At 68.6% G+C, this 24,951-nt stretch carries 22 protein-coding genes; 17 read left to right on the plus strand and 5 right to left on the minus strand.

The window, feature by feature from the left end:
• Window positions 1–14: 14 nt before the first annotated feature.
• The gene (locus tag FHW85_RS03035) at window positions 15–338 is read right to left on the minus strand and encodes a cytochrome c (RefSeq protein WP_168647261.1); all 324 of its coding nucleotides are present in this window, start codon (window positions 336–338) and stop codon (window positions 15–17) included.
• Between the two features lie 150 nt (window positions 339–488).
• Here FHW85_RS03035 and FHW85_RS03040 point away from each other — a divergent pair, with 150 nt between their 5' ends.
• Window positions 489–1,634: a glycoside hydrolase family 18 protein gene (locus FHW85_RS03040; RefSeq protein WP_246866615.1), complete on the plus strand. Its 1,146-nt coding sequence runs from the start codon at window positions 489–491 to the stop codon at window positions 1,632–1,634.
• A gap of 9 nt (window positions 1,635–1,643) precedes the next feature.
• Here the strand turns inward: FHW85_RS03040 and FHW85_RS03045 are convergent, their stop codons facing one another.
• The 4 genes from FHW85_RS03045 to FHW85_RS03060 form a co-directional block, all read right to left on the minus strand.
• Entirely contained in the window at window positions 1,644–2,879 is a 1,236-nt protein-coding gene (locus FHW85_RS03045) for a TraB/GumN family protein (RefSeq protein ID WP_168647262.1), read from the minus strand.
• An 81-nt stretch (window positions 2,880–2,960) separates the two neighbouring features.
• A complete protein-coding gene (locus FHW85_RS03050) occupies window positions 2,961–3,851 on the minus strand; it encodes a carbon-nitrogen hydrolase (protein ID WP_168647263.1) in 891 nt (296 codons plus the stop codon).
• Window positions 3,852–4,005: 154 nt separating this feature from the next.
• Window positions 4,006–5,043 (minus strand): agmatine deiminase family protein, encoded by a 1,038-nt coding sequence (locus FHW85_RS03055; RefSeq protein WP_168647264.1) that lies wholly within the window; start codon window positions 5,041–5,043, stop codon window positions 4,006–4,008.
• A gap of 153 nt (window positions 5,044–5,196) precedes the next feature.
• A complete protein-coding gene (locus FHW85_RS03060; protein WP_167256948.1) occupies window positions 5,197–5,535 on the minus strand; it encodes a hypothetical protein in 339 nt (112 codons plus the stop codon).
• A 257-nt stretch (window positions 5,536–5,792) separates the two neighbouring features.
• Between FHW85_RS03060 and FHW85_RS03065 the strand changes: the two genes are divergently transcribed.
• The 16 genes from FHW85_RS03065 (at window position 5,793) to FHW85_RS03140 (ending at window position 24,892) form a co-directional block, all read left to right on the plus strand.
• On the plus strand, window positions 5,793–7,703 hold the full coding sequence (locus tag FHW85_RS03065; RefSeq protein ID WP_168647265.1) for an ATP-binding cassette domain-containing protein: 1,911 nt from the start codon (window positions 5,793–5,795) through the stop codon (window positions 7,701–7,703).
• A 4-nt stretch (window positions 7,704–7,707) separates the two neighbouring features.
• Window positions 7,708–8,622: a phosphoglycerate mutase gene (locus FHW85_RS03070; protein WP_168647266.1), complete on the plus strand. Its 915-nt coding sequence runs from the start codon at window positions 7,708–7,710 to the stop codon at window positions 8,620–8,622.
• On the plus strand, window positions 8,619–10,337 hold the full coding sequence (recJ, locus tag FHW85_RS03075) for a single-stranded-DNA-specific exonuclease RecJ (protein WP_168647267.1): 1,719 nt from the start codon (window positions 8,619–8,621) through the stop codon (window positions 10,335–10,337). The genes FHW85_RS03070 and recJ overlap by 4 nt, the downstream gene beginning before the upstream one ends.
• A gap of 105 nt (window positions 10,338–10,442) precedes the next feature.
• Entirely contained in the window at window positions 10,443–10,805 is a 363-nt protein-coding gene (locus tag FHW85_RS03080; RefSeq protein WP_168647268.1) for an STAS/SEC14 domain-containing protein, read from the plus strand.
• 390 nt (window positions 10,806–11,195) lie between these two features.
• Complete coding sequence (gene asnB, locus FHW85_RS03085; protein WP_168647269.1) at window positions 11,196–12,875, plus strand: asparagine synthase B; 1,680 nt, start codon at window positions 11,196–11,198, stop codon at window positions 12,873–12,875.
• A gap of 134 nt (window positions 12,876–13,009) precedes the next feature.
• Window positions 13,010–14,135 (plus strand): peptide chain release factor 2 gene (gene prfB, locus FHW85_RS03090; protein ID WP_167256954.1). Its coding sequence is split into 2 segments (ribosomal slippage): window positions 13,010–13,084 and window positions 13,086–14,135, totalling 1,125 coding nucleotides; the frame shifts between segments, so codons are not numbered across the junction.
• A gap of 44 nt (window positions 14,136–14,179) precedes the next feature.
• Window positions 14,180–14,569: a hypothetical protein gene (locus tag FHW85_RS03095; RefSeq protein WP_168647270.1), complete on the plus strand. Its 390-nt coding sequence runs from the start codon at window positions 14,180–14,182 to the stop codon at window positions 14,567–14,569.
• A 56-nt stretch (window positions 14,570–14,625) separates the two neighbouring features.
• Complete coding sequence (locus FHW85_RS03100; RefSeq protein ID WP_168647271.1) at window positions 14,626–15,741, plus strand: hypothetical protein; 1,116 nt, start codon at window positions 14,626–14,628, stop codon at window positions 15,739–15,741.
• 49 nt (window positions 15,742–15,790) lie between these two features.
• Entirely contained in the window at window positions 15,791–17,326 is a 1,536-nt protein-coding gene (gene lysS / locus FHW85_RS03105; RefSeq protein WP_167256957.1) for a lysine--tRNA ligase, read from the plus strand.
• 3 nt (window positions 17,327–17,329) lie between these two features.
• On the plus strand, window positions 17,330–17,629 hold the full coding sequence (locus FHW85_RS03110; protein WP_168647272.1) for a YciI family protein: 300 nt from the start codon (window positions 17,330–17,332) through the stop codon (window positions 17,627–17,629).
• A gap of 1 nt (window position 17,630) precedes the next feature.
• Window positions 17,631–17,894 (plus strand): BolA family protein, encoded by a 264-nt coding sequence (locus FHW85_RS03115; protein WP_167256959.1) that lies wholly within the window; start codon window positions 17,631–17,633, stop codon window positions 17,892–17,894.
• Between the two features lie 217 nt (window positions 17,895–18,111).
• Window positions 18,112–21,621, plus strand: coding sequence for a chromosome segregation protein SMC (smc, locus tag FHW85_RS03120; RefSeq protein WP_168647273.1), 3,510 nt, complete (start codon window positions 18,112–18,114; stop codon window positions 21,619–21,621).
• Window positions 21,622–21,631: 10 nt separating this feature from the next.
• A complete protein-coding gene (gene zipA, locus FHW85_RS03125; RefSeq protein WP_168647274.1) occupies window positions 21,632–22,720 on the plus strand; it encodes a cell division protein ZipA in 1,089 nt (362 codons plus the stop codon).
• A 329-nt stretch (window positions 22,721–23,049) separates the two neighbouring features.
• Window positions 23,050–23,427 (plus strand): HU family DNA-binding protein, encoded by a 378-nt coding sequence (locus FHW85_RS03130; RefSeq protein WP_167256962.1) that lies wholly within the window; start codon window positions 23,050–23,052, stop codon window positions 23,425–23,427.
• 234 nt (window positions 23,428–23,661) lie between these two features.
• On the plus strand, window positions 23,662–24,423 hold the full coding sequence (locus FHW85_RS03135) for a response regulator transcription factor (protein ID WP_168647275.1): 762 nt from the start codon (window positions 23,662–23,664) through the stop codon (window positions 24,421–24,423).
• Window positions 24,424–24,685: 262 nt separating this feature from the next.
• The gene (locus FHW85_RS03140; RefSeq protein WP_167256964.1) at window positions 24,686–24,892 is read left to right on the plus strand and encodes a hypothetical protein; all 207 of its coding nucleotides are present in this window, start codon (window positions 24,686–24,688) and stop codon (window positions 24,890–24,892) included.
• Window positions 24,893–24,951: the final 59 nt, after the last annotated feature.

Genomic DNA, 24,951 nt, shown 5'->3' on the forward strand with positions numbered 1-24,951 from the left:
ATCCCTTGGGCTACTTACTTGGCGAGGCTGGACAGGTAGGCGGCGATGTCCTCGATGTCCTTGTCGGACAGGCTCTGCGCCTGGGCACCCATGGTCGGATGGCTGCGGTCGCCCGCCTTGTAGCCGTGCAGGGCGTTGATGATGTACTGCGCGTTCTGCCCGGCGATCTTCGGCACGGGGTAGCGCGGATAGGCGTTTTCGTAACCCTCGACGCCGTGGCAGCCATTGCAGGTGTAGATCAGTTTGCGGCCGGCGGCCTTGTCGCCTTCGGCATGCGCGCTGCCAGTGACGAGTAGAGCGGCAGCGACGGTCAGGCCGAGCAATTGCAGTCGAGTCATCATCATTCCCACGATTCCGACGGGTACATGGCGTTAAAGTCTCGGAAGTATAGTCGGTGGGTCCGAGCAGGGACAACAACGCCGATGGGCCATCCGGCGGCTTGCCCAGCCACTCGAAGAACCAAGACACTTGATAGATAAGGACACGGCATGGTGGGGATTGCGTCGCACGGCCGCCCGGCGGCTTTCCGGTGGATGCTGGGCCTGGCGGCCCTGCTGCTGATGGGCGCCGCGGTGGCGAAAGAATCGCCAGCCAGCTATCGCATCGTGGGCTATGTGGCCGATGCCGACCCGCTGCCGGCCATCGACCCGGCCAAGGTCGACGTCCTCAACTACGCCTTCGGCACGCTCGACGAACAAGGCCACATCGTGCTGCGCAGCCCGCACGCCACGGCCTCGCTGGCCAGCCTGGTGGCCTTGCGCCAGCGCAACCCGCGGTTGCGCATCGTGCTGTCGGTGGGCGGCTGGAGCGCGGGGCATTTCTCCGAGGCCGCGCTCACCGAAGCCTCGCGCAAGCGCTTCGCCGACGACGCCGCGAAGCTGATCGGGCAGCACGACCTCGACGGCCTGGACGTCGACTGGGAATACCCCACGCTCCCCGGCGGCAACATCAGCCACCGCCCCGAGGACCGCCGCAACTTCAGCCTGATGCTGGAAGCCGTGCGCGCGCGCCTGGACGCGCTGGGCAAGCAGCACCAGGGCCGGCATTACCTGCTGACCATCGCCTCGGCCGACAACGAATTCGTCGCCGGCATCGAGCTGGCGCGCGTGGCGCGTTCGCTGGACTGGTTCAACATGATGGCCTACGACTTCCACAACAGCCTCACGCCCGCCACCGGCCACCACGCCGGCCTGCATCCGTCGGCGCTCGATCCATCCGGCGACCGCGCCGCGGACAAGGCGGTGCAGCAGTATCTCGAAGCGGGCGTGCCGGCTTCGAAGCTGGTGCTGGGCGTGCCGTTCTACGGCCGCGCGTTTACCGACGTGGCGCCGGAACACAACGGCCTGCAGCAGAAGTACGGCAAGTTCTTCGGCGCGCCCTCATGGCGCGAACTGACAGCGGACTACATCGGCAAGAACGGCTACGTGCGCTACTGGGACGAGCAGGCCCAGGTGCCGTATCTGTGGAATGCGAAGACGCACACGTTTGTGAGCTACGAAGACCCGCAGTCGCTGCGCATCAAGACCGGTTTCATCAAGTCGCGGCACTTGGGCGGCGCGATGTACTGGGAGCAGAGCCTGGACAAGGACAGCGAACTGCTCGACGTGCTGGTCAAGGGCCTGCACCAGCCCTGAGCGCAAGCCTCAGAACAGGCTCTTGAAGATATGGATGCCGGCGGTGTACTCGCCGGCAATCGTGCCCACGCACACCAGCAGGAAGTTGAGCAGGGTGCGCGCCACGCGGTTCTTCCACCAGCCGGTCCAGTGGCCGATGTCGTCGCGCAGGGTTTCGAAGTCGGCCACGCGCGGTTTGCGCACCCAGGCTTCGGCCATCGCGCTGATCGCGCCGGAAGGTACGCCGGGGCGGAACGGCTTGATCGGTCCGGCCACGGCCGCGGCCAGCACACTCAGCGGATGGCTGCCGGCGATGATCGCGCCCAGCGCGGAGAAGCCCGCGGTGTACATCACCCAGTCGCGCAGCGCCTGCGCGCCCAGCGCGCTGTTGCGGTGGAAGGCGATGCCGATCGCCACGAACACCAGCAGCACCAGGCCGATGGCGATCCATTTCGGCCAGCTCGATTTCACCGGCAGCCTGGCCAGCTCGGCCGCCTGCGCGGCCGCATCGCCCTGCTGCGTGCGCAGCAGTTCGCTCAGGCCCTTCAAGTGGCCCGCGCCGATCACCACCAGCACGCGCCGCGGCTCGCCGCCGTAGCCGGCCAGGCCGGCTTCTTCGCGCAGGCGCGCCGCCATGTAGGCGTCGCGCTCGGCGATCAGGCTGCGGTAGAGCGGCTCGGATTGATTGGCGAATTCGCTGAAGGCGCTTTCCAGCATGTCGCCTTCCTTGAGCTTCTCGATTTCCTTTTCCTCGATCGCCTCGCGTTCGAACACGCTGGCGAGCAGGCCGCCCATCAGGCCGAAGCGCTGCCAGAAACCGACGCTGCGCCAGGCGCGCTTGAGCGTGGTGCCGACCTCGCGGTCGACCAGCCACACCGGCACGCCGCGCTGTTCGGCGCCGTCCATCGCGGCTTTCATTTCGGCGCCGGGTTCGATGCCGAACTGGTCGGCCAGGCGCTTCTGGAAGGTGGACAGCACCAGGCTGGCGGCGACCATGCCGGCCTTGCCCTGGCGGATCACCTGGAACAGATCCATCTTCTTGAGCGCATCCGGATCGCGCATGCCCTGCGCGCGGCTCGGGCACAGCTCCACCGCCACCGCGTCGAAGCGCTCGCGCGCCAGCAGCTCGCGCACCGCTTCCACGCTGGCGCGCGACACATGCGCCGTGCCCAGCACCACGTATTCGACGCCGTCGCGCAGCACGCGCTCGATCGGCTGGCCTTCGAGGGCGGCGGGCAGGGCGGTGTCGGTGGCGTCCAGGCTCATGCGTCGGTTCGGTGCGTAAGGGAAATCACTGCATGGGGTCGAAGGCCGGAAGGCGCAAGCCATGCGGCCGGAGGTCACGCTTCAGTCGCGGAAGCGCTTCAGCAGGTCGCCGTAGGCGTCGATGCGGCGGTCGCGCAGGAACGGCCAGATCCGGCGCACGTGCTCGCTGCGCGCCATGTCGATCTCGACCACCAGCAGCTGGCGCCCGTCGGTGCCGGCCTGGCCGAGGAATTCGCCCTGCGGCCCGGCCACGAAGCTGGTGCCCCAGAACTGGATGCCGGCGCCCACGCCCGACGGATCCGGCTCGTAGCCGGTGCGGTTGCAGGCCAGCAGCGGCAGGCCGTTGGCCACCGCGTGGCCGCGCTGCACCGTGACCCAGGCTTCGCGCTGGCGGTCTTTCTCGGCCTGCTCGTCGTTCGGGTCCCAGCCGATCGCGGTGGGATAGAGCAGCAGCTCCGCGCCGGCCAGCGCCATCAGGCGCGCGGCTTCCGGATACCACTGGTCCCAGCACACCAGCACGCCGAGGCGGCCGACCGCGGTGTCGATCGGATCGAAGCCCAGGTCGCCCGGCGTGAAGTAGAACTTCTCATAGAACGCCGGATCGTCCGGGATGTGCATCTTGCGGTACTTGCCGGCGATCTTCGCCGAGCGGTCGAACACCACCGCGGTGTTGTGGTACAGGCCGGTGGCGCGCTTCTCGAACAGCGAAGCCACCACCACCAGCTTAAATTCCCCGGCGAGCTTGCCGATGCGCTCGGTGCTGTGGCCGGGGATGGTCTCGGCCAGGTCGAACTCGCCCACGGACTCGTGCTGGCAGAAATACGGGCCGTTGTGCAGCTCCTGCAGCAGCACCAGTTCGGCGCCGGCCGCGGCGGCTTCGCGCAGGCCGGCTTCGATGGCGTCGAGATTGGCGTCGCGGCTGCCGCGATGGGTTTCCTGCAGCAACGCGACCTTGAGGGTCTTGCGGGTCATGGGGAGTCCTGCTCGCTGGGGGCGAAAGGGCAATTGTACGTAGTAAGTAGGTTGGGGTGAGCCGCAGGCGAACCCCAACAGGCCCGCCACTGTGTCGCAACGTTGGGGTTCGCTTTGCTCACCCCAACCTACGCCGGCCGATGCTTAAGAAGATTCAGCCGTAGATGCCCGCCGGCAACTGCATGGTGATGCAGTGCAGGCTGCCGTTCTGCCAGATCAGCGGGCGGCAGGGCACCTGCACCACCTCGCGGCCCGGATGGGCCTGGCCGATGATCCGCACCGCTTCGTCGTCGGCCGGGTCGCCATAGGCGGGCACCAGCACGCCGCCGTTGACGATCAGATAGTTGGCGTACGAGGCCGCGAGGCGGCGCCCTTCGTCCAGGATCGGCTCGGCCCAGGGCAGCGGGTGCAGCGCGTACGGCTTGCCGTCCACCGTGCACAGCGCGGCCAGTTCGCCGGCCATGCGCGCCAGTTCGTCGTGGTGCGCGTCGCCCAGGTCGTCGCAGGCCTGGAACACGATGCCGCCGTCCGGCGAGAAGCGCGCCAGCGTGTCGATATGCGCGTCGGTGTCGTCGCCTTCCAGATAACCGTAGTCCAGCCACAGGATGCGGCCGGCGTGCAGGCCGTCGCGCAGGATCGCGGTCATCTCCTCGCGCGACTGCTCCGGATGGCGCTGCACCAGGCAGCGCCAGGTGGTGAGCACGGTGCCGGCGCCATCGCTCTCGATGCCGCCGCCTTCCAGCGCCCAGTCGATGCGCTTGTGCGCGGCGCGGCCGAAGACGCCGGCCTGCACCAGGCCGGCCACCAGCGCGTCGTCCTGCTCGGCGCCGAACTTGCCGCCCCAGCCGGTGAAGCGGAAATCGGTGAGCTGGAAGGCGCCCTGGTCGTCCTTGAGGGTGATCGGGCCGGAATCGCGCAGCCAGGTGTCGTCGTAGGGCAGTTCGACGAAGCGGATGCGGGCGAGATCCACGCCGGCATCGCGCAGCTTCGCTTCGGCATGCGCGCGCAGTCCGGCGTCGGCGACCACCACGATCAGCGGCTCGAAGCGGGTGACCGCCGCGGCCAGCGCCACATAGGTGGTTTCCACCTCGGCCAGGCGCTCGGCCCAGTCGGTATCGGCATGCGGCCAGGCGATCAGGACGGCCGACTGGGGCTCCCATTCCGCCGGCAGGCGCAAGGTGGCGTGGCTCATGTGGGGGGACTCGCGTTGCAAGGGGAAACGCGAATTGTAGGGGGCGGGAATAGGGAATAGGGAATCGGGAATAGCAAAAAGAGCCGCGGCAAGCGCCGCAGCTCTTCGATTTCCTATTCCCTATTCCCTATTCCCGCCCGGAAGGCGATGCCCTCAGTTCACCGTATCGGGATTCTTGTTGTTGCCGGCCGGGGTGTTCAGCACCGCATGGATCACATGGCTGTGCTCGAAATACACGATGAAGTTGGAGTAATCCCAACGATTGATCACCGGATGCTTGGCCGTATCGCCGCCGCGCGGCGAGAGCTTGCGCTTGGGCGCGCCGAACTTCTGTTCGACCTGCTCCATGCTCATGCCGCGGGCCGGAAGGTTCATGCCCTGTTCCTGCTTGACGCGATTGATCAGCAGGTTGTCGGCCCGGGCCAGCTGCGGCGCGGCGGCGCCGGCGGCGAGCAATACGAGCATGGGCAGGCTGATGCCGAACTTGGTCATGGTCCCCTCTCCACGTTGACGGGGGCAGTCAGGCTGCGCCTCCGCACGTCATATGTCTGTCGATTGCCCCCGAGCGGCAGCGGCGCGAGGCCGCTGCGCAGTGCGGCGTCGTTGTAGCAGAAACCGCGGCGGGGAAGCTACGAGCACCGCTCGCGACTGCGATGGGGTGGACATTCCGGCCATGGGGCAGGGCGCCGCGTCCGCTATCATGGGCGGCTGAGGGCGGCTGCACGCCCTGTCCATGGGTTGTGGTTCCGATGATCGCCTTCCGTCATTTCGCCCTGCGCCGCGGCGCCCGGCTGCTGCTTTCCGACATCGACCTGGTGATCCAGAGCGGCTGGCGGCTGGGCGTGGTCGGCCGCAACGGCTGCGGCAAGTCCAGCCTGTTCGCCGCCCTGCAGGGCCAGGTGGAAGCCGACGCCGGCGAGCTGGATCTGCCCGCGCGCCTGCGCCTGGCCTCGGTGGCGCAGGAGACCCCGGCCCTGCCGGACCCGGCGATCGAATACGTGATGGGCGGCGACGAGGAGCTGGCCATCGCCCTGCGCGACGAACTCGATGCCCAGGCCCGCGGCGACACCGAAGCCATGGCCAAGGCGCACCACCGCATCGAGGAACTGCACGGCTACGACGCCCGCGCCCGCGCCGGCCGCCTGCTGCACGGCCTGGGCTTCGCGCCGGAAACGCACGAGCGCGCGGTGCGCGAGTTCTCCGGCGGCTGGCGCGTGCGCCTGAACCTGGCGCGCGCGCTGATGGCGCCGTCCGAACTGCTGCTGCTCGACGAGCCCACCAACCATCTGGACCTCGACGCCGTGCTGTGGCTGGAAGAATGGCTGCGCCGCTACCAGGGCACCTTGCTGGTGATCTCGCACGACCGCGAATTCCTCGACGGCGTGATCACCCACACCCTGCATCTGAACGAAGGCCGCGCCAAGCTCTACACCGGCAACTACAGCGCCTTCGAGCGCCAGCGCGCCGAACACCTGCGCCTGCAGCAGATCGCGCACGAGCGCGAGCAGGCCGAGCGCGCCCACCTGCAGTCCTTTATCGACCGCTTCAAGGCCAAGGCCAGCAAGGCCAAGCAGGCGCAGTCGCGCATGAAGCGGCTGGAGAAGATGGCCGGCACCGAGGCCGTGCGCGCCGAGCGCTCGTTCCGCTTCCAGTTCGCCGTGCCCGAACGCCTGCCCGATTCGATGCTGCAGCTGGAAGAGGTCACCGCCGGCTATCCGGACGACGGCGGCGGCGCGCCCGCGGCGATCCTGCACGACGTGCGCTTCCGCCTGGAAGCCGGCGACCGCGTCGGCCTGCTCGGCCCCAACGGCGCGGGCAAGTCGACCCTGGTCAAGACCCTGGTCGGCGAACTGGCCCCGCTGGCCGGCGAGCGCAAGATGCACAAGGACCTGAAGATCGGCTACTTCGCCCAGCACACGGTGGAGAGCCTGCACGAGGGTTCCAGCCCGCTGCAGCATCTGCAGGACAAAGCCCCCGGCGTCGGCACGCAGGTGCTGCGCGACTTCCTCGGCGGCTGGAATTTCGCCGGCGACCGCGCCTTCGAATCGGTGGACGGTTTCTCCGGCGGCGAACGCGCGCGCCTGGCGCTGGCGCTGATCGCGTGGGACAAGCCCAACCTGCTGCTGCTCGACGAACCCACCAACCATCTGGACCTGGACATGCGCGAGGCGCTGGCCGACGCGCTGGCCGATTTCGACGGCGCCCTGGTGCTGGTCTCGCACGACCGCCATCTGCTGGGCATGGTCTGCGACAGCTTCTGGCGCGTCGCCGACGGCCAGGTCGAAGGCTTCGACGGCGACCTCGACGACTACGCCCGCTGGCTGCGTGCCCGCGGCTCCTCGCCGAAGAAGAACGCGCCGGCCAACAGCACGTCGGCCAACAGCACGCCGGCCGTGTCCGCCACCGACCGCCGCCGTGCGGCCGCCGCGCAGCGCGAAAACGAAAAGGCCACGCGGCAGAAGGTCAAGAAGATCGAGACGCGCATGGCCGCGATCGACGAGGAGCTGGGCAAGCTGGAGGCCAAGCTCGCCGATCCGGAGGTCTACAACGGCGCCACCGCCGAGATGATGAAGCTCGGCCAGCGCCAGGCCGAACTGCGCCGCGAGAAGGAAACGCTCGAGGCGCAGTGGTTAGAGCTGTACGAACTGCTGGAGGCCTGAGGCGATGGCGGAGGCGGCGCGACCGCTGGAACTGTGGCTGCCCGACCTGCCGCGCTTCGAGCCGGACCATCCGCTGCGCGCCTGGCTGGCGCGCGCCGACCGCATCGATGACGGCCCGCGCGGCTTTCTCGGCGGGCTGGCCGCGTATTTCGACTGCGCCGACGGTTTCGCGCCGGCGGCGCTGACACGTGAGCTGCTGGCCGGCGATGCCGGCGAAGCCACCTGGCTCAGCGCCGACCCGGCCTGGATCCAGCCCGATCTCAACGGCGCGCGCCTGCTGGCCTGCGGGCAGATGCAGCTGGGCCTCGAAGAAGCCCGCACGCTGGCCGATGCGCTGCAGCCGGTGTTCGCCGATGCCGGCATGGTGCTGGAAGTCGGCACGCCGGACCGCTGGCACGTGCGCGTGCCGCCGGGCATCGCCTTGCCTTCGTTCGCCTCGCCGGACGAGGCGCTGGGCGAGAACCTCGTGCAGCATCTGCCGGAGGGCGCCGAAGGGCGCCGCTGGCGCGTGATCCTCACCGAGGCGCAGGTGCTGCTGCATCAGCATCCCTTGAATGCGCAGCGGCGCGAGCGCGGACTGCCGCCGGTGAACAGCCTGTGGTTGTGGGGCGGCGGCCATCTGCCGACCAAGGTGCGCAGCGAACTGAAAGCCTGCGTGAGCGACGACGTGCTGCTCGGCGCGCTGGCTGCGCGCGCCGGCGTCGATGTCGTGCCGCGTGCGCCCGAAGCCATCGCCAAGGCCGGCACCGGCTGGCTGATCGATCTGCAGGACCTGCAGGCGGGCGAGATCGGCGGCGCCTGGTGGCCGGTGCTGCAGCGTCTTGCCGCGGCTCCGCTGCAACTGTCCTTCGCCAGCGGCGAACGCTGGCTGCAGCGTCCCTGGCATCGCCTGCGCTTCTGGCGCGGTGGCCGCCGATGAGTCCGCGCCTGAGCCTGCGCCGCCGCGCGCCGAAAGGCGTGCCGCAAGGCTGGAGCGATGCCGTGCATCCGGTGCTGCGCCAGATCTATGCGGCGCGCGGCGTGCTCAGTCCCGCCGACGCCGATCACCGGCTCGCCTGCATGCTGGCGCCGCACCAGCTCGGCGGCCTGGAACGCGCGGTGGAACTGTTGGCCGAGGCGATCGGCGGCGACTGGCGCATCCTGATCGCCGGCGACTACGACTGCGACGGCGCCACCGGCACGGCCGTGGCGGTGCGCGGCCTGCGCATGCTCGGCGCGCGCCACGTCGATTACGCGGTGCCGAACCGCTTTATCCACGGCTATGGCCTGAGTCCCGCCCTGGTCGAATCGCTGCAGCCGCAGCCGCAGCTCATCATCACCGTGGACAACGGCGTCGCCAGCCTGAGCGGCGTGGCCGCGGCGCAGGCGCTGGGCATCCGCGTGATCGTCACCGACCACCATCTGCCCGGCGAGCAATTGCCGGCGGCCGATGCGATGGTCAATCCGAACCTGGCCGGCGATGCGTTTCCGAGCAAGGCGCTGGCGGGCGTCGGCGTGATGTTCTATCTGCTGCTGGCCCTGCGCGCGGCGCTGCGCGGGCAGGGCGCGTTCGCCGCGGGCAAGGAGCCCGACCTTTCCACGCTGCTGGACCTGGTGGCGCTGGGCACGGTCGCCGACCTGGTGCCGCTGGACTACAACAACCGCGTGCTGGTCGAGGCGGGCCTGAAGCGCATCCGCGCGGGGCGCGCCTGCGCGGGCATTGCGGCGCTGGTGGAGTCGGGCAAGCGCAGCGTCGCCACGCTGTGCGCCAGCGACCTGGGTTTCTCGGTGGGGCCGCGGCTCAATGCCGCCGGCCGCCTGGAAGACATGCGCCTGGGCGTGGAATGCCTGTTGACCGACGACTTCCGCGTGGCGCGCCGCTACGCCGAGCAGCTGAGCGCGATCAACCAGGAGCGCCGCGAACTGCAGGCGACCATGGTGGCCGAAGCCGAGGTGATGGTGGCGCGCGCCGCCGATATCGATGCGGTCGGCGTGGCCCTGTTCGAACCCTCGTGGCATGCCGGCGTGGTGGGGCTGGTGGCGTCGAAGCTGAAGGAGCGGCTGCATCGCCCGGTGATCGCGTTCGCTCCGGCGAGCGAGGACAACACCGGCGAGCTGCGCGGCTCCGGCCGCTCGATCGCCGGCTTCCATATCCGAGATGCGCTGGCCGCGATCGATGCGCGCCAGCCCGGCCTGATCGAACGCTTCGGCGGCCACGCCATGGCCGCGGGCCTGAGCCTTAAAGCGAGCGACTTCGCCCGCTTCGCCGCGGCCTTCGACGCGATCGCGCGCGAATGGCTGGACGAAGCCTGCCTGGAACACGTGCTCTATACCGACGGCGAACTGCCGCCCGGCGCCGCCACCCTGGAGCTGGCGCGGCAGCTGCGCTATGGCGGCCCCTGGGGCCAGGCGTTTCCGGAGCCGGTGTTCGACAACGAATTCGCCTGCGCCAGCTGGCGCGTGATGGGCGAAACCCATCTGCGCCTGAGCCTGAGCGATCCGCGCGACGGCGCCGTGCTGGATGCGGTGATGTTCGGCGCCTATACCGGCCAGCCGCCGCCGGCGCGGCTGCGCGCCGCCTACGAGCTGACCATCAACGACTGGCAGGGCCGCGAAAGCCCGCGCCTGCTGCTGCGGCATATCGAGCCGTTGTGATTTGCCGCGGTGATTTGTTGGGCGCTTCTTCACGGCGCCTAGCTGCCGGCGCAACGAGCGCCGCGCTTGGATAGGGTCAGTCTCAACCATCGAGGAGCTGGCGCCATGATCGTGCAGATGACCGGACTGCCGCCCGGCGTGATCGGTTTCACCGCGCACAACCAGGTCACCGCGGCGGACTACGAACGGGTGGTGATTCCCGATATCGAGGCGGCCTTCGCGCTCAACCGCAAGCTGCGGGTGATCTTCCACATCGACCAGGACTTCACCGGCTTCGACGCCGCCGCGATGTGGGACGACGCCAAGCTGGGCTTCCGCCATTTCAGCGGCTGGGAACGCGCGGCCCTGGTCACCGACGTGGGCTGGATGCGCAACCTGGCCAAGGCGCTGGGGTTTCTGTCGCCGGGAGAGTTTCGCTTGTATGAGACGGCGCAGCTGGAAGAAGCGCGGAACTGGGTGAGCACGTAGCACGCAGGTTGGGGTGAGCCATAGGCGAACCCCAACGGACCTCGCAGGCTGCCGCACCGTTGGGGTTCGCCGCGCTTACCCCAACCTGCGCCGGCCGCGAGGAAGGTAAAAAAGCTCTTGCGCGGCGCAGCAAAGCTGTGCTTTAGTCGGCCTCATGTCCTGTGCCTTCGCCATCCAGCGCTCCGCCTTCGCCGCCTACGCGGCCGGTCTGCGCGCATCCGCGAACGCGCTGAATAACAACGCCAATAACAATCCCCGCATCGACGGGTGGGCCGGCGTGTAGACACGAAAAAAGTCTCGAATCACGCAAAAGGGCCCGCCGACAAGCGGGCCCTTTCTTTTTCCCCGTACGCAGTTTTGCGCGTCATCCAACCTCAGGAGCGTCAAACCATGTGTTCCATCTTCGGCATGTTCGACCTGCAACCCGGCGACGACCTGGCCGCCCTGCGCCGGCAGGCGCTGGAACTCTCGCAGCGCCAGCGCCATCGCGGGCCGGACTGGAGCGGCGTGTTCGTCGACGCCGGGGTGATCCTGGTGCACGAGCGCCTGGCCATCGTCGACCCGGCCAGCGGCTCGCAGCCATTGCGCTCGCGCGACGAGAGCCTGGCCCTGGCGGTGAACGGCGAGATCTACAACCACCGCGAGCTGCGCGCCGCCAGCGGCTACGACTTCACCACGGGCTCGGACTGCGAAGTCATCAACGCGCTGTACCGCGAACTGGGGCCGGAGGAGTTCCTGGCGCGCGGCCTCAGGCAGCTCAACGGCATCTTCGCCTTCGCGCTGTGGGATGCGGCCACGCAGCGCTACCTGATCGCCCGCGATCCGATCGGCGTCTGCCCGCTGTACTGGGGCCACGACGCGGAAGGGCGCTTGTGCGTGGCCTCGGAAATGAAAGCCCTGGTCGGCATCTGCGCGGACGTCTCCGCCTTCCCGCCGGGCCATGTCTACGACAGCGCCACCGGCGAAGTGACGCGCTACTACCGCAGGAACTGGCGTTCCTATGAAGTCACCCATGGCCAGCAGCTGGAACCGTCCGAACTGCGCGGCGCCTTCGAACAGGCCGTGCATCGCCAGCTGATGACCGACGTGCCTTACGGCGTGCTGCTCTCCGGCGGCCTGGATTCCTCGCTGGTGGCCGCCTGCGCCGCACGCTTCGCGCGCGAACGCATCGAGGACGACGACCGCAGCGAAGCCTGGTGGCCGCGCCTGCATTCCTTCGCCATCGGCCTGGAAGGCTCGCCGGACCTTGCCGCCGCCCAGGTGGCCGCCGATGCGCTCGGCACCGTGCACCACGGCTTCGTCTACACCTTCTGGGAAGGCCTGGACGCGCTGCCGGAAGTGATCCGCCATATCGAGACCTACGACGTCACCACCATCCGCGCCTCCACCCCGATGTACCTGCTGGCGCGGCGCATCAAGGCGATGGGGGTGAAGATGGTGCTGTCGGGCGAGGGTTCGGACGAAATCTTCGGCGGTTATCTGTACTTCCATAAGGCGCCGTCGCCGGAAGCCTTCCACGAGGAAACCGTGCGCAAGCTCGACGCCCTGCACAGCTTCGACTGCCTGCGCGCCAACAAGGCGATGATGGCCTGGGGTGTGGAGGCGCGCGTGCCGTTCCTGGACCTGGAATTCCTCGACGTGGCGATGGGCCTGGACGCCAAGTACAAGATGGCCGGCCACGGCCGCATCGAGAAGGCCGTGCTGCGCGAGGCTTTCCAGGGCGCGCTGCCGGATTCGATCCTGTGGCGGCAGAAGGAGCAGTTCAGCGACGGCGTCGGCTATGGCTGGATCGACGGGCTGAAGGCGCATGCGGAACAAGTGGTCAGCGACCGCGAATTCGCCGCCGCCTCCACGCGCTTCCCGCACAACCCGCCGGCCACCAAGGAGGCCTACCTGTACCGGCGCATCTTCGAGCAGCACTTCCCCGGCGAGGCCTGCGCGGCCACGGTGCCGGGCGGCAAGTCGATCGCCTGTTCCTCACCGGCCGCGCTGGCCTGGGATCCGGCCTTCGCCGCCGCGGCCGACCCGTCGGGGCGCGCGGTGCGCGGGGTGCATCAGCAGGCACTGTAGGTTGGGGTGATAACCCCAACGGACCTTCCATGCTGACCGGACGTCCGTTGGGGTTCGCCTGCGGCTCACCCCAACCTACCGTGGGCGAGGTGCGCCTGCTATCCTGTTCGGCCATTTTCCAAGCCATTCCATCCATGATCGAGACCAATCCGATCCTTGCGCAGATCGCGGACCTCAAGGGCCGCGTCGAGTCGCTTAGGGGGTATCTTTGACTACGCCACCAAGCGTGAGCGTCTCGAAGAAGTAAGCCGCGAACTGGAAAGTCCCAACGTCTGGGACGATCCGCCGCGCGCGCAGGAGCTGGGCCGCGAACGCGCCCGCCTGGAAACCATCGTCAGCGGCATCGACACGCTCACGGCCGGCCTCGCCGACGCCGGCGACCTGCTGGAGATGGCCGTCGCCGACGACGACGAATCCACCGTGCTGTCCATCGTCAGCGACCTCGGCAAGCTCGACGCCCAGGTGAGCAAGCTGGAATTCCAGCGCATGTTCTCCGGCAAGATGGACTCGGCCAATGCCTTCGTGGACATCCAGGCCGGGGCCGGCGGCACCGAGGCGCAGGACTGGGCGGAAATCCTGCTGCGCATGTACCTGCGCTGGGCCGAATCGCGCGGCTGGAAGGCCGAGCTGCTGGAAGTCAGCGGCGGCGACGTGGCCGGCATCAAGTCCGCCACCTTCCGCGTGGAAGGCGACTACGCCTACGGCTGGCTGAAGACCGAGATTGGCGTGCACCGCCTGGTGCGCAAGAGCCCGTTCGACTCCGACAACCGCCGTCACACCAGCTTCACCTCGGTGTTTGTGTCGCCGGAAGTCGACGACGACATCGATATCGAGATCAATCCGGCCGACCTGCGCACCGACGTGTACCGCTCGTCCGGCGCCGGCGGCCAGCACGTGAACAAGACCGAGTCGGCCGTGCGCATCACCCACATGCCCTCGGGCGTGGTGGTGGCCTGCCAGACCGAGCGCAGCCAGCATGCCAACCGCGACCGCGCGATGAAGATGCTGAAAGCCAAGCTGTACGAGCTGGAACTGCAGAAGCGCAATGCCGAGAAGGACGCGCTGGAAGCGACCAAGTCCGATATCGGCTGGGGCAGCCAGATCCGCAACTACGTGCTGGACCAGAGCCGCATCAAGGACCTGCGCACGGGCATCGAACGCTCCGATACGCAGAAGGTGCTGGACGGCGACCTCGACGAATTCGTCGAAGGCAGCCTGAAGGCCGGCCTGGACGCGGGCGCCAAGCGCATCGACGCCTGAGCGCTCCGCCACCGATTCCACCTGACCGCCGACGAGGTGACCGCATGAGCAGCAGCAAGATCTCCCGGATCCTGATCGCCTGTGCGGCACTGGCGGCAGGCATCGGCATGGCGAGCGCGCAGGAGAGCACGGGGCAGGGCATCAAGCAGGACGCCAAGGCCGCCGGCCACGCGGTCGGCGACGCCGGCCGCGACGTCGGCCACGCCACCCGCGACACCGCCGTCAAGGTCGGGCACGGCGCCCGCGACGCTGGCGTCAAAGTCGGGCATGGCGCGCGCGATGCGGGCGTCGAGGTGGGCCATGGCGCGCGCGATGCCGGACTGAAGGTCGGCCATGGCGCCAAGGACGTGGGCCTCAAGATCGGCCACGGCGCGCGCGACGGCTGGAACGCCACCAAGCATGCGGTGAAGCACGCGGTGGGCAAGGAAGACTGAATGCGCAGCGCACCGCTCGTGCCTGCGAGCCGCACTCCCAGGGAAGAGACCCACGCATGAGAAGCGCCTCGATCGCTCTGTTCGCCGTGAGCCTGCTGGCCGCCGCCACGCTGCACGCGGAAAGCCGCCTGCTGCGCGGCACGGTGGGCAAGTATCCGATCGTGATGCAGCTGGACGAGTCCGACGGCACCGTCTCCGGCACCTACTTCTACGAGAAGTTCAAGCAGGACATCCCGCTGCGCGGCGAACCTGCCAGGCAGGGCTACAAGCTCAGCTCGGCCGCCTACGACACCGACGAAGCCAAGTCGGACCACTTCGTGCTCACCAAGGCCGGCGACGGCTTCAAGGGCAGCTTCAGCGCGGGCAAGGGCGCCAGCCTGCCGGTCGAACTGCACGACGTAGCCGCCGGCTCCGTGCATGAGCCGCGGCCGGATCTGAAGTTCGAGCGTGCGCTGTCGGACTACGAAAAGCTGCGCCTGGCCGATCTCCGCTTCGTGCCGGGCAAGAAGGAAACCGTCGGCGGCAAGTACCAGATCCAGTGGTTCTCCGAGCCGCTGTCCAAGCTCGCCATGTTCCATGTGGTCGGCGGTTATCCCGAGGCGGCGATGGCGGCGATCAACCGCACCATCGACACCGGTTTCTACGGCGGCCTGCAGGGGTATTTCGGCTGCGCGAACGGCGAGGGCGGCTCCGGCCAGGAGTCGGCGGAGGTGTCCAGCCACTACCTCACCGAGCGTTTCGTCAGCTACGCCGTCTCCAGCAGCTGGAGCTGCTACGGCGCGGCGCATCCGGATTTCGGCATCAGCGGCACCACCATCGACGCCGCCACCGGCAAGGAGCTGGCGCTGGAAGACGTCTACTGGCTGGGCAGCGGCAGCAAGCCGGCCGAGCGCTCCGACGCGTGGTACCAGTACCGCGAGAAGGTCTACGCGCCGGCCGTGGTGAAGCTGTTCCAGAAGCTCTATCCCGACGCCATGAAGAGCGACGGCGACGACGGCTGCGACTACACCGATCCCGGCGTGTGGGATTTCGGTCCCTGGTATCTCACCGACAAGGGCCTGTACGTCGGCGCCTATTTCGCGCGCGTGGCGCGCAATTGCGACAACCCGGACTGGTCGGTCATCCCGTACAGCGTCCTCAAGAAGAACAATCCCGCACTCTTCGGCCATTAGCCAACATCCCGGCCATCGCCACTTCGACGGCCGACATCACGGAATCACCATGAGCGAAACGACAGACAACCTGCCCATCGACGAGAACAAGCCAGACGTAAATAAGCTTGTTGCTGAGCGTCGCGAGAAACTCCGCGCGCTGCGCGGGCAGGGCGTCGCGTTCCCCAACGATTTCAAGATCGACGCCTTCGCCGGGGACCTACAGGCCGAATACGCCGACAAGGACGTGCACACCGCCGAGGCGATCGACGCGCTCGCGCGCCGCGTGAAGATGGCCGGCCGCATCGTGCTCAAGCGCGTGCAGGGCAAGGTCAGCTTCGTGCAGGTGCAGGACATGTCCGGCCGCATCCAGTTCTTCATCCACCAGGGCACGGTGGGCGAAGCCACCTACGACGCGTTCAAGGGCTGGGATGCGGGCGACATCGTCGGCGCCGAAGGCCTGCTGATGCGCACCAAGACCGGCGAGCTGTCGGTCAAGGTCGACACCCTGCGCCTGCTGACCAAGAGCCTGCGCCCACTGCCGGACAAGTTCCACGGCCTGGCCGACGTGGAGCAGCGCTACCGCCAGCGCTACGTCGACCTGATCGTCACCGAGGAATCGCGCCGCGCCTTCGTGCTGCGCTCGCGCATCATCGGCTACATCCGCAAGTGGCTGGAGGCGGAACCCTACCGCTTCATGGAAGTGGAAACGCCGATGATGCAGATCATCCCCGGTGGCGCCACGGCCAAGCCCTTCATCACCCACCACAACGCGCTGGACCTGGACCTGTACCTGCGCGTGGCGCCGGAGCTTTACCTGAAGCGCCTGGTGGTGGGCGGCTTCGACCGCGTGTACGAGATCAACCGCAACTTCCGCAACGAGGGCGTGTCGACCCGACACAACCCCGAATTCACCATGCTCGAGCTCTACCAGGCCTACGCCACCTACACCGAGATCATGGACCTGACCGAAGGCGTGATCCGCGACACCGCCGCCAACGTCATCGGCAGCACGCAGATCCACTGGGACGGCGCCGACATCGACCTGGGTCCGGCCTTCCGCCGCTGGTCGATGGAAGACGCGGTGCTGGAGCACAACCCGGAGATCCGCCGCGACGAGCTGCGCGACCGCGAAGCGATGGCCGCGCACGCCAGGCGCCTGGGCTGCAACGTCAAGCCGGGCTACGGCTGGGGCAAGCTGCTGCTGGAGATTTTCGAGAAGACCGTCGAGCACACGCTGATCCAGCCCACCTTCATCACCCAGCACCCGGTCGAGGTCTCGCCGCTGGCGCGCGAGAGCGACACCGACAAAGGCATCACCGACCGCTTCGAGCTGTTCATCAACGGCCGCGAGCTGGCCAACGGCTTCTCCGAGCTCAACGATCCGGAAGACCAGGAAGCCCGCTTCCGCGCCCAGGTGGCGGCCAAGGACGCCGGCGACGACGAAGCCATGCACTTCGACGCCGATTACATCCGCGCGCTGGAGGTAGGCCTGCCGCCCACCGGCGGCCTGGGCATCGGCATCGACCGCCTGGTGATGCTGCTGACCGGCGCGGTGTCGATCCGCGACGTGCTGCTGTTCCCCTATATGCGTCCGGAGGCCTGAGCCATGTGGTACGCCATCGTCGGTACCGACGTTCCCGATTCGCTGGAGAAGCGCCTCGGCGCGCGTCCGGCCCATGTCGCCCGCCTGCAGCAGCTGCATGCGGAGGGACGCATGCTGCTGGCCGGCCCGTTCCCGGCCATCGATGCGGAAGACCCGGGCAGCGCCGGCTTCACCGGCAGCCTGATCGTGGCCGAGTTCGCCTCGCTGCCCGAAGCGCAGGCCTGGGCCGATGCCGACCCGTACGTGGCGGCCGGGGTCTATGCTGCCGTCTCGGTCAAACCCTTCCGCAAGGTGCTGCCCTGACATGACCGCCTCGATGGCCGCCCGGATCCGCGAACGCCTGCAGGCCGCGCTGGCGCCGGTGGAGCTGGACGTGGCCGATGAAGGCCACAAGCACGCCGGCCACGCCAACGAGGGCAAGGGCCACTTCCACGTGCGCATCGTCAGCCCGGTGTTCGCCGGCCAGCCGCCGCTGAAGCGCCACCGCATGATCTATGCGGCCCTGGAAGGGCTGATGGACAACGGCATCCACGCGCTTTCCATCGACGCGCGTCCGCCGGATACCTGAAAGCCTTTGAGCGGCCAGGACATAGGCCTTATCCTGCGTCCTCAAGTCTTCCCGCTGGAATCCTTCTCCCTCCGGGAGAAGGTGCCGGCAGGCGGATGAGGGTACGGGCGGAGTGGGGCGCCTCGCTTCGCCTGTACCCTCACCCCAACCCCTCTCCCGACGGGAGAGAGGCTTCGAGTCGAATCGCAAGCCCCTCTCCAGCTGCCGCGGAATCCGCATGCGCCTGACCACGATCAAACTCGCCGGCTTCAAGTCCTTCGTCGACCCGACCACCCTGCACCTGCCGACCAATATGACCGGCGTGGTGGGTCCGAACGGCTGCGGCAAGTCCAACATCATCGACGCCATCCGCTGGGTGATGGGCGAAAGCGCGGCCAGCCGCCTGCGCGGCGACTCGCTCACCGACGTGATCTTCTCCGGCTCCAACTCGCGCAAGCCGGTGGGCCAGGCCACCGTCGAACTCATCTTCGACAACAGCGACGGCACCATCCAGGGCGAATACGGCCAGTACGCCGAGATCTCGGTGAAGCGCCAGGTCACCCGCGACGGCCAGTCCGCCTATTTCCTCAACGGCGCGCGCTGCCGCCGCCGCGACATCACCGACCTGTTCCTGGGCACGGGCCTCGGGCCCCGCAGCTACTCGATCATCGAGCAGGGCATGATCAGCCAGATCGTCGAGGCCGCGCCGGAAGAACTGCGCGTGCACCTGGAGGAAGCCGCCGGCATCTCCAAGTACAAGGAGCGCCGCAAGGAGACCGAGAGCCGCATCAAGTCCACCCGCGAAAACCTCGACCGCGTGAAAGACGTGCGCGACGAAGTGGACAAGCAGCTCGAACACCTCAACCGCCAGGCCCGCGCCGCCGAGCGCTGGAAGGCGCTGAAGGAAGAACAGACGCGCAAGGAAGCCGAGCTGCGCGCGCTGGAATACCGCGGACTCAAGAGCCAGCACGACGGCGAAGGCGCCGGGCTTTCCGCCGCCGAGATCGAGATCGAGAAGCGCGTGGCCGCGCAGCGCCACGTCGAAGCCCAGCTCGAAAGCGTGCGCGAGCGCCACACCGCCGCCAACGAGCACCTGGGCCAGGTGCAGGGCGAGGTGTACAAGGTGGGCGCCGAGATCGCCCGCGTCGAACAGCAGGTGCGCTTCAACCGCGAGACCGCCGAGCGCCTGGGGCGCGCCCAGGCCGAGGCCGAGCGCGAGCACGAGGAACTGGCCGCGCATATCGCCGCCGACCGCGAACAGACCGAAAGCCTGCGCCTGGCGCTGGCCGAGGGCGAGCCGAAGCTCGAAGCCCTGCAGCAGCTGCAGGACGACACCGCCGACGCGCAGCGCGACACCGAAACCAAGCTGTCCGACTGGCAGCAGCGCTGGGACGCCTACACCCGCACCGCTGGCGAATCCGCCCGCGCCGCGGAAGTGGAGCGCACCAAGCTGGCCTATCTGGACCGCCAGTCGATCGACCTGGCCAAGCGCCGCGAGGCGCTGGAGGGCGAACAGAAGGCCACCGACATCGAGGCGCTGGACGCTTCCTTCGAACAATTGCAGGGCGAGCACGAAACCCAGCGCGAACGCCTGGAAACCCTGGGCGGCCTGCTCGACCAGCACAAGCTCGGCTACGAGCAGGTGCTGGACGAGGAGCGCCAGGTGCAGTCCGCGCTCAACGAGGCGCGCCAGCAGCTGCAGTCCGCGCGCGGGCGCCAGTCCTCGCTCGAAGCGCTGCAGCACGCCGCGCTGGGCCAGGAGGAAAGCGCCGCCAGCGGCTGGCTGGCGCGGCTTGGCCTGGACAAATCGCGCCGCCTGGGCGAGTCGCTGCAGGTGGAAGCGGGCTGGGAGACGGCGGTGGAAACCGCGCTGGCCGGGTTCCTCGACAGCGTGCTGGTCGACGGCGCGCACGACTACGCCAAGGACTTCGGCGAGCTGAAGGACGCGGATCTCGCCCTGCTGGATGCCGCCGAGGGCGGCGCCAACACCGCCGGAACGCTGGCGGCGCACGTGCGCGGCCCGTCCGCCGCGGTGGCGATCCTCAGCCACGTGCTCACCGCCGAGAATCTCGACGAAGCGCACCAGCGCGTGGCCGGCCTTTCCGCGCTGGCGCCGTACCAGTCGGTGATGACGCGCACCGGCGAGTGGCTCGGCCCGGGCTGGGCGCGCGTGCGCCGCGCGCAGGGCAATCAGGTCGGCGTGCTGGCGCGCGAGCGCGAGATGCGCCTGCTGGCCGAGCAGATCGCCACGCTGGAAGCGCGCATCGAAGAAGCCACCGGCGAGCTCGACGACCTGCGCACGCGCAAGTTCGAAGCCGAGCGCGCGCGCGACGACGCTCAGCGCGAGCTGTACAACGCCCATCGCCGCCAGTCCGAACTGGCAGGCCAGCTGCAGAGCCACCGCGGCAAGATGGAAACCGCCCGCGCCCGCGCCGAAAAGGTCAGCGGCGAACTGGGCGAGATCATCGGCCAGCTGGACGAACTGCAGGCGCAGATCCGCGACGCGCGCGCGCGCCTGGACGAATCGGTCAACCACATGGGCGACCTGGAAGACCAGCGCCGCGAGCTGGAAAACGAGCGCCGCGCGCTGCTGGAAGCGCGCGAGGAAGCGCGCATGAACGCGCGCGAGGCCGCCGACCAGGCGCATGCGCTGGCGCTGTCGATGGAATCCAAGCGCTCCGCGCTGGCCTCGCTCGACCAGGCCCTGGCGCGCATGGACACGCAGATCCGCCAGATCGCCTCGCGCCGCGGCGAGATCGCAGAACAGCTGGCCGCCGGCTCCGACCCCATCGCGGAACTGGAAGCGGAGCGCCAGGCCTATCTGGACCAGCGCCTGCTGGTCGACAAGCAGCTGGTGGAAGCGCGCCGCGCGGTGGAAGACTGCGACGCGGAATTCCGCCGCCTGGAGCAGGAGCGCCAGCGCATCGAGCAGGGCCTCAACAGCCTGCGCGAAAGCCTGTCGCAGAAGCGCCTCGCCGCGCAGGCGCTGGAACTGCGCGCCCAGCAATTGGCCGAAGCGATCGCCGCCTCCGGCCTGGAGCTGGAACCGCTGCTGGCGGAGCTGGCCGAAGACGCCGACGCCTCGCAATGGCGCGGCGCGCTCACCGACATCGGCCAGAAGATCCAGCGCCTGGAGCCGGTCAACCTGGCCGCGATCCAGGAGCACGCCGAACAGAGCGAGCGCAAGAATTACCTGGACAACCAGCTGGCGGATCTGACCTCCGCCATGGAAACGCTGGAAGGCGCGATCAAGAAGATCGACCGCGAAACCCGCCAGCGCTTCAAGGAAACCTTCGACCGCGTCAACGCCGGCGTGCAGGAGCTGTTCCCGCGCCTGTTCGGCGGCGGCCACGCGTATCTGGAATTGACCGGCGACGACCTGCTCGATACCGGCGTGGCCATCATGGCCCGTCCGCCGGGCAAGCGCGTCTCCAACATCTCGCTGCTGTCCGGCGGCGAGAAGGCGCTGACCGCCGTATCGCTGGTGTTCTCCATCTTCGGCCTCAACCCCGCGCCGTTCTGCCTGCTGGACGAGGTGGACGCGCCGCTGGACGAGGCCAACGTGGGCCGCTTCTCCAACATGGTGAAGGAGATGAGCGAGAAGGTGCAGTTCATTTTCGTCAGCCACAACAAGGCCACCATGGAGGCCGCGTCGCAGCTGTGCGGCGTGACCATGCGCGAACCCGGCGTGTCGCGCCTGGTGCAGGTGGACCTGGCCGAAGCGGCCAAACTTGCCGGCGCAGCCTGAGGAATCCGACATGACCATGCAACCCGTGCTCGCCCTGGCCTGGAACCCCGCGGTAGGCGTCCCGCTGCTAATCGTGGGTGCGATCGTGCTGGCCCTGATCTGGCTGTTCGGCCAGCCGAAGAAGGAACAGGGCCGCCGCCGCGCGCCCGCCGCGCAGGGCGGCGAGGAGCGGCGCGAGCCGACCTTCGGCGACGACGTGGACGTGGCCGACGAAGCGCCCGGCTTCAGCGCGCGCGACGACTTCCGCCTCGACCCGCTCGACGAGCCCAAGCCGAAGCAGGGCGAGCTGGACATGGGCCTGCGCGAGGAATTGGAGAAGCTCGGCGCCACGCTGTCCAGCGAACGCGTCGCGCCCGCGCCGGTGAGCGCCAAGCCGATGGGCGCCGCGGCCTCGATCATCGAGGCGCTCCGTGCGCCGCCGGAGCAGTTCCTGGCCGCGCAGGGGCATGTCGACGAGCCGGTGAAGCCCGCGGCCGTCGAGTCCGCACCCTTGGAAACCAGGCCTGTGGAAACCAGGCCCTTGGAACCCAGGCCCTTGGAAACCAGGCCGCGCGCGCAGGCACCGGTGCCGCCGCCTGCCGCGCCGGCGCCCGCGCCAGCGGCGCCGCGCGTGCCGCCGCGTTCGGAGCTGGGCAAGCGCCCGGCGCAGTTGCCGGTGGAGCGCATCGTCACCTTGTTCGTGGTGGCGCGCGAAGGCGCGGTGTTCCTCGGGCCCGACCTGATCGTGGCGGCCGAGAAGGCCGGCCTCGAATTCGGCGACATGGGCATCTATCACCGCCTGCTCGACGGCAAGCGCGAACACGGTCCGATCTTCAGCGTGGCCAACATGCTGAAGCCCGGCAACTTCGACCTGAGCCGCCTCGACGCGCTGCGCTCGCCGGGCCTGAGCTTCTTCATGACCCTGCCGGCGCCGATCCCCGCGCTCGACGCCTGGGACGCCATGCTGCCCACGGCGCAGCGGCTGGCCGAGCTGCTGGACGGGCAGGTGCTGGACGAAGAGCGCAACGCGCTCGGCCGCCAGCGCATCGCCCACATCCGCGACGAACTGCGCGGCTGGGACCGCGACCACGAAGGCAAGGAAATCATTTTCGGGCGCTGAGCCCTGGCCGATGCCGCGGGACACCGGGCCCGCTCCCAGGTGGCGACGCCACCGCGGAGCGGGCCTTTTCGTATCCGCGGCTGTGCTGCGCCGCCGCCGGCACACGCATCGCCGGCCGCGCCGCCACCCCTGCAAATCAGCTCCGGCGGACAGCGACGGGCGGTCTTTCGCCGGGAAAACGGCGCTCCCGCATGACGCGGTCGCAAAAAACACCATGCCGTAAGACACATTTATGCGTTTGCGTCTTGGCGGCATCGCTCACATGCCATACATTCCACCTGCCGAAAGGCACAGGTTTCAACCAAACCCATCAAAACTACGGGGAATGTATGGCCAAGAAAGCCGCCAAGAAGACCACCGCCAAGGCCGCCGCCAAGCCGGCTGCGCTGAAGCCGATCAAGGACGCTCTGAGCAAGTCCGGCCTGGTCGCCCACCTCGCCGAAACCACCGGTGTGGTGGCCAAGGACGTGCGCGCTGTTCTGGGTGCGCTCGAAGGTGCGGTCGCCGGTTCGGTGCACAAGAAGGGCCACGGCTCGTTCACGCTGCCGGGTCTTCTGAAGATCACCGCGGTCAATGTGCCGGCCAAGCCGAAGCGCAAGGGCATCAACCCCTTCACCAAGGAAGAGCAGTGGTTCGCCGCCAAGCCGGCCACGGTGAAGGTGAAGATCCGTCCGCTCAAGAAACTGAAGGACGCCGCGGTCGGCTAAGCCGTCTGCTGGTGAAAGACGCGGCAGCGCGAGCTGCCGCGTTTTTTTATGCCTGTGTTCCGGGTCCGGGGGAAGCTGCGCTGGCGGGTAGTGATCGCATGGCGCCTTGGAGCTTGCCGCCGCGAAATGCCCGAGCTGCTGTTGCGTAGCGCGGCAAGGTTTGGACGTCCATACGCCGGCGCCACCGGCGCGCTGCTATAAAGCCCGCCGCAGCGGATCACGGCAGAGACGCAGATGCAGGCCACTTCTTCCTCGTCGGGCGGGCAGGGTGCATGGCGGGTCGCCGTGCTGGAGGACGATTGCCGCCTGCGCGAGGACGTGCTCGTACCGGGGCTGCTGAGCTTCGGTTTCGAAGCCGTCGGCATCGGCCGCGCGGCGGAACTCTATCGACGCATGCTCGCCGAACGCTTCGACCTGGCGGTGCTGGACCTGGGCCTGCCCGATGAAGACGGCCTCTCGGTGGCGCGGCACCTGCGCCGCTGTTCGCAGATCGGCATCGTGGTGCTCACCGGCCGCACGGCCGAACACGATGAGATCCGCGCGCTTACCGCGGGCGCCGACATCTACCTGCGCAAGCCGGCCGGCATGGCGCTGCTGGCGGCGAGTCTGCATAGCGTGGGCCGGCGCCTGCCGGGTGCGCCGCGACTGGCTTCGCCGGCACCGGCCATCCAAGCGGCGGCACATGCCGCTCCCGCCGGATGGCGCCTGTCGACCGACGACTGGAATCTCGTGGCTCCCACGGGCGAGTCCATCCCGCTGTCCGCTTCCGAGCGCTGCGTTCTGCGCCCGCTGTTCGCCGCCGGCGGCGGGGCGGTGGCGCGGGAGGTGCTGATCGGCGCCTGGCATGGCGAGGACGCCGAGTTCGACCCGCATCGCCTGGAAATGCTCATTTACCGCCTGCGCCGGAAGGCGAGGGCGCTGGGCATGCCGGTGCTGCCGCTGATCACGGTGCGCGGTGGCGGCTATGCCTTCGTCGGACGCGGCGGATCGGCGTAGGAGCGGGCCTAAAAGCGCGGTGTCCCATGCAGCCCGCGTGAGTTTCTCTCCTGCTGCGGCAAGTCATGTTTTGCCCCTCGGATGCGCGTGGCGGCAGGCTTTGCGTGCAGCGCTGCGTGAGCAAGAAGCCGTGGCACGCCAGTGCCAGGTGATGTCCGGTTGGGAAGCGTGAGTGATCGCCCGCCCGATCTGCGGAAAGCTGACTCCATCGGCGCGACGCCAACGCCTGCGTCGCCACTTCCCCGCCGTTATGGAGCACCGCATGAAAAGGATGCACAGCAAGGCTCTGCACGATGCCTGGCCGCTTGCCGGTTCGATCTACGGCAAGAGCGACGGCGACCACGCCGCGCGCTTCCGCTTCGGTGCCTCGTGTGCGGCAGCGGAAGGCCTGCTGGCGGAGCACCTGCGGCGAATCCAGTGGAACGCATGGCCTGAGCTTCGGCCGATGAGTGCAGGGCACGCCCCGTAACAGGAGCGCGCCACCCCGTTGGTGGCCCGGCCGCGCGCATGCCGCGCGGCGACCGGGAG

It is taken from the genome of Dyella sp. SG609 (assembly GCF_012275375.1).
In the GTDB taxonomy this organism is placed as follows: Bacteria; Pseudomonadota; Gammaproteobacteria; order Xanthomonadales; family Rhodanobacteraceae; genus Dyella_D; species Dyella_D marensis.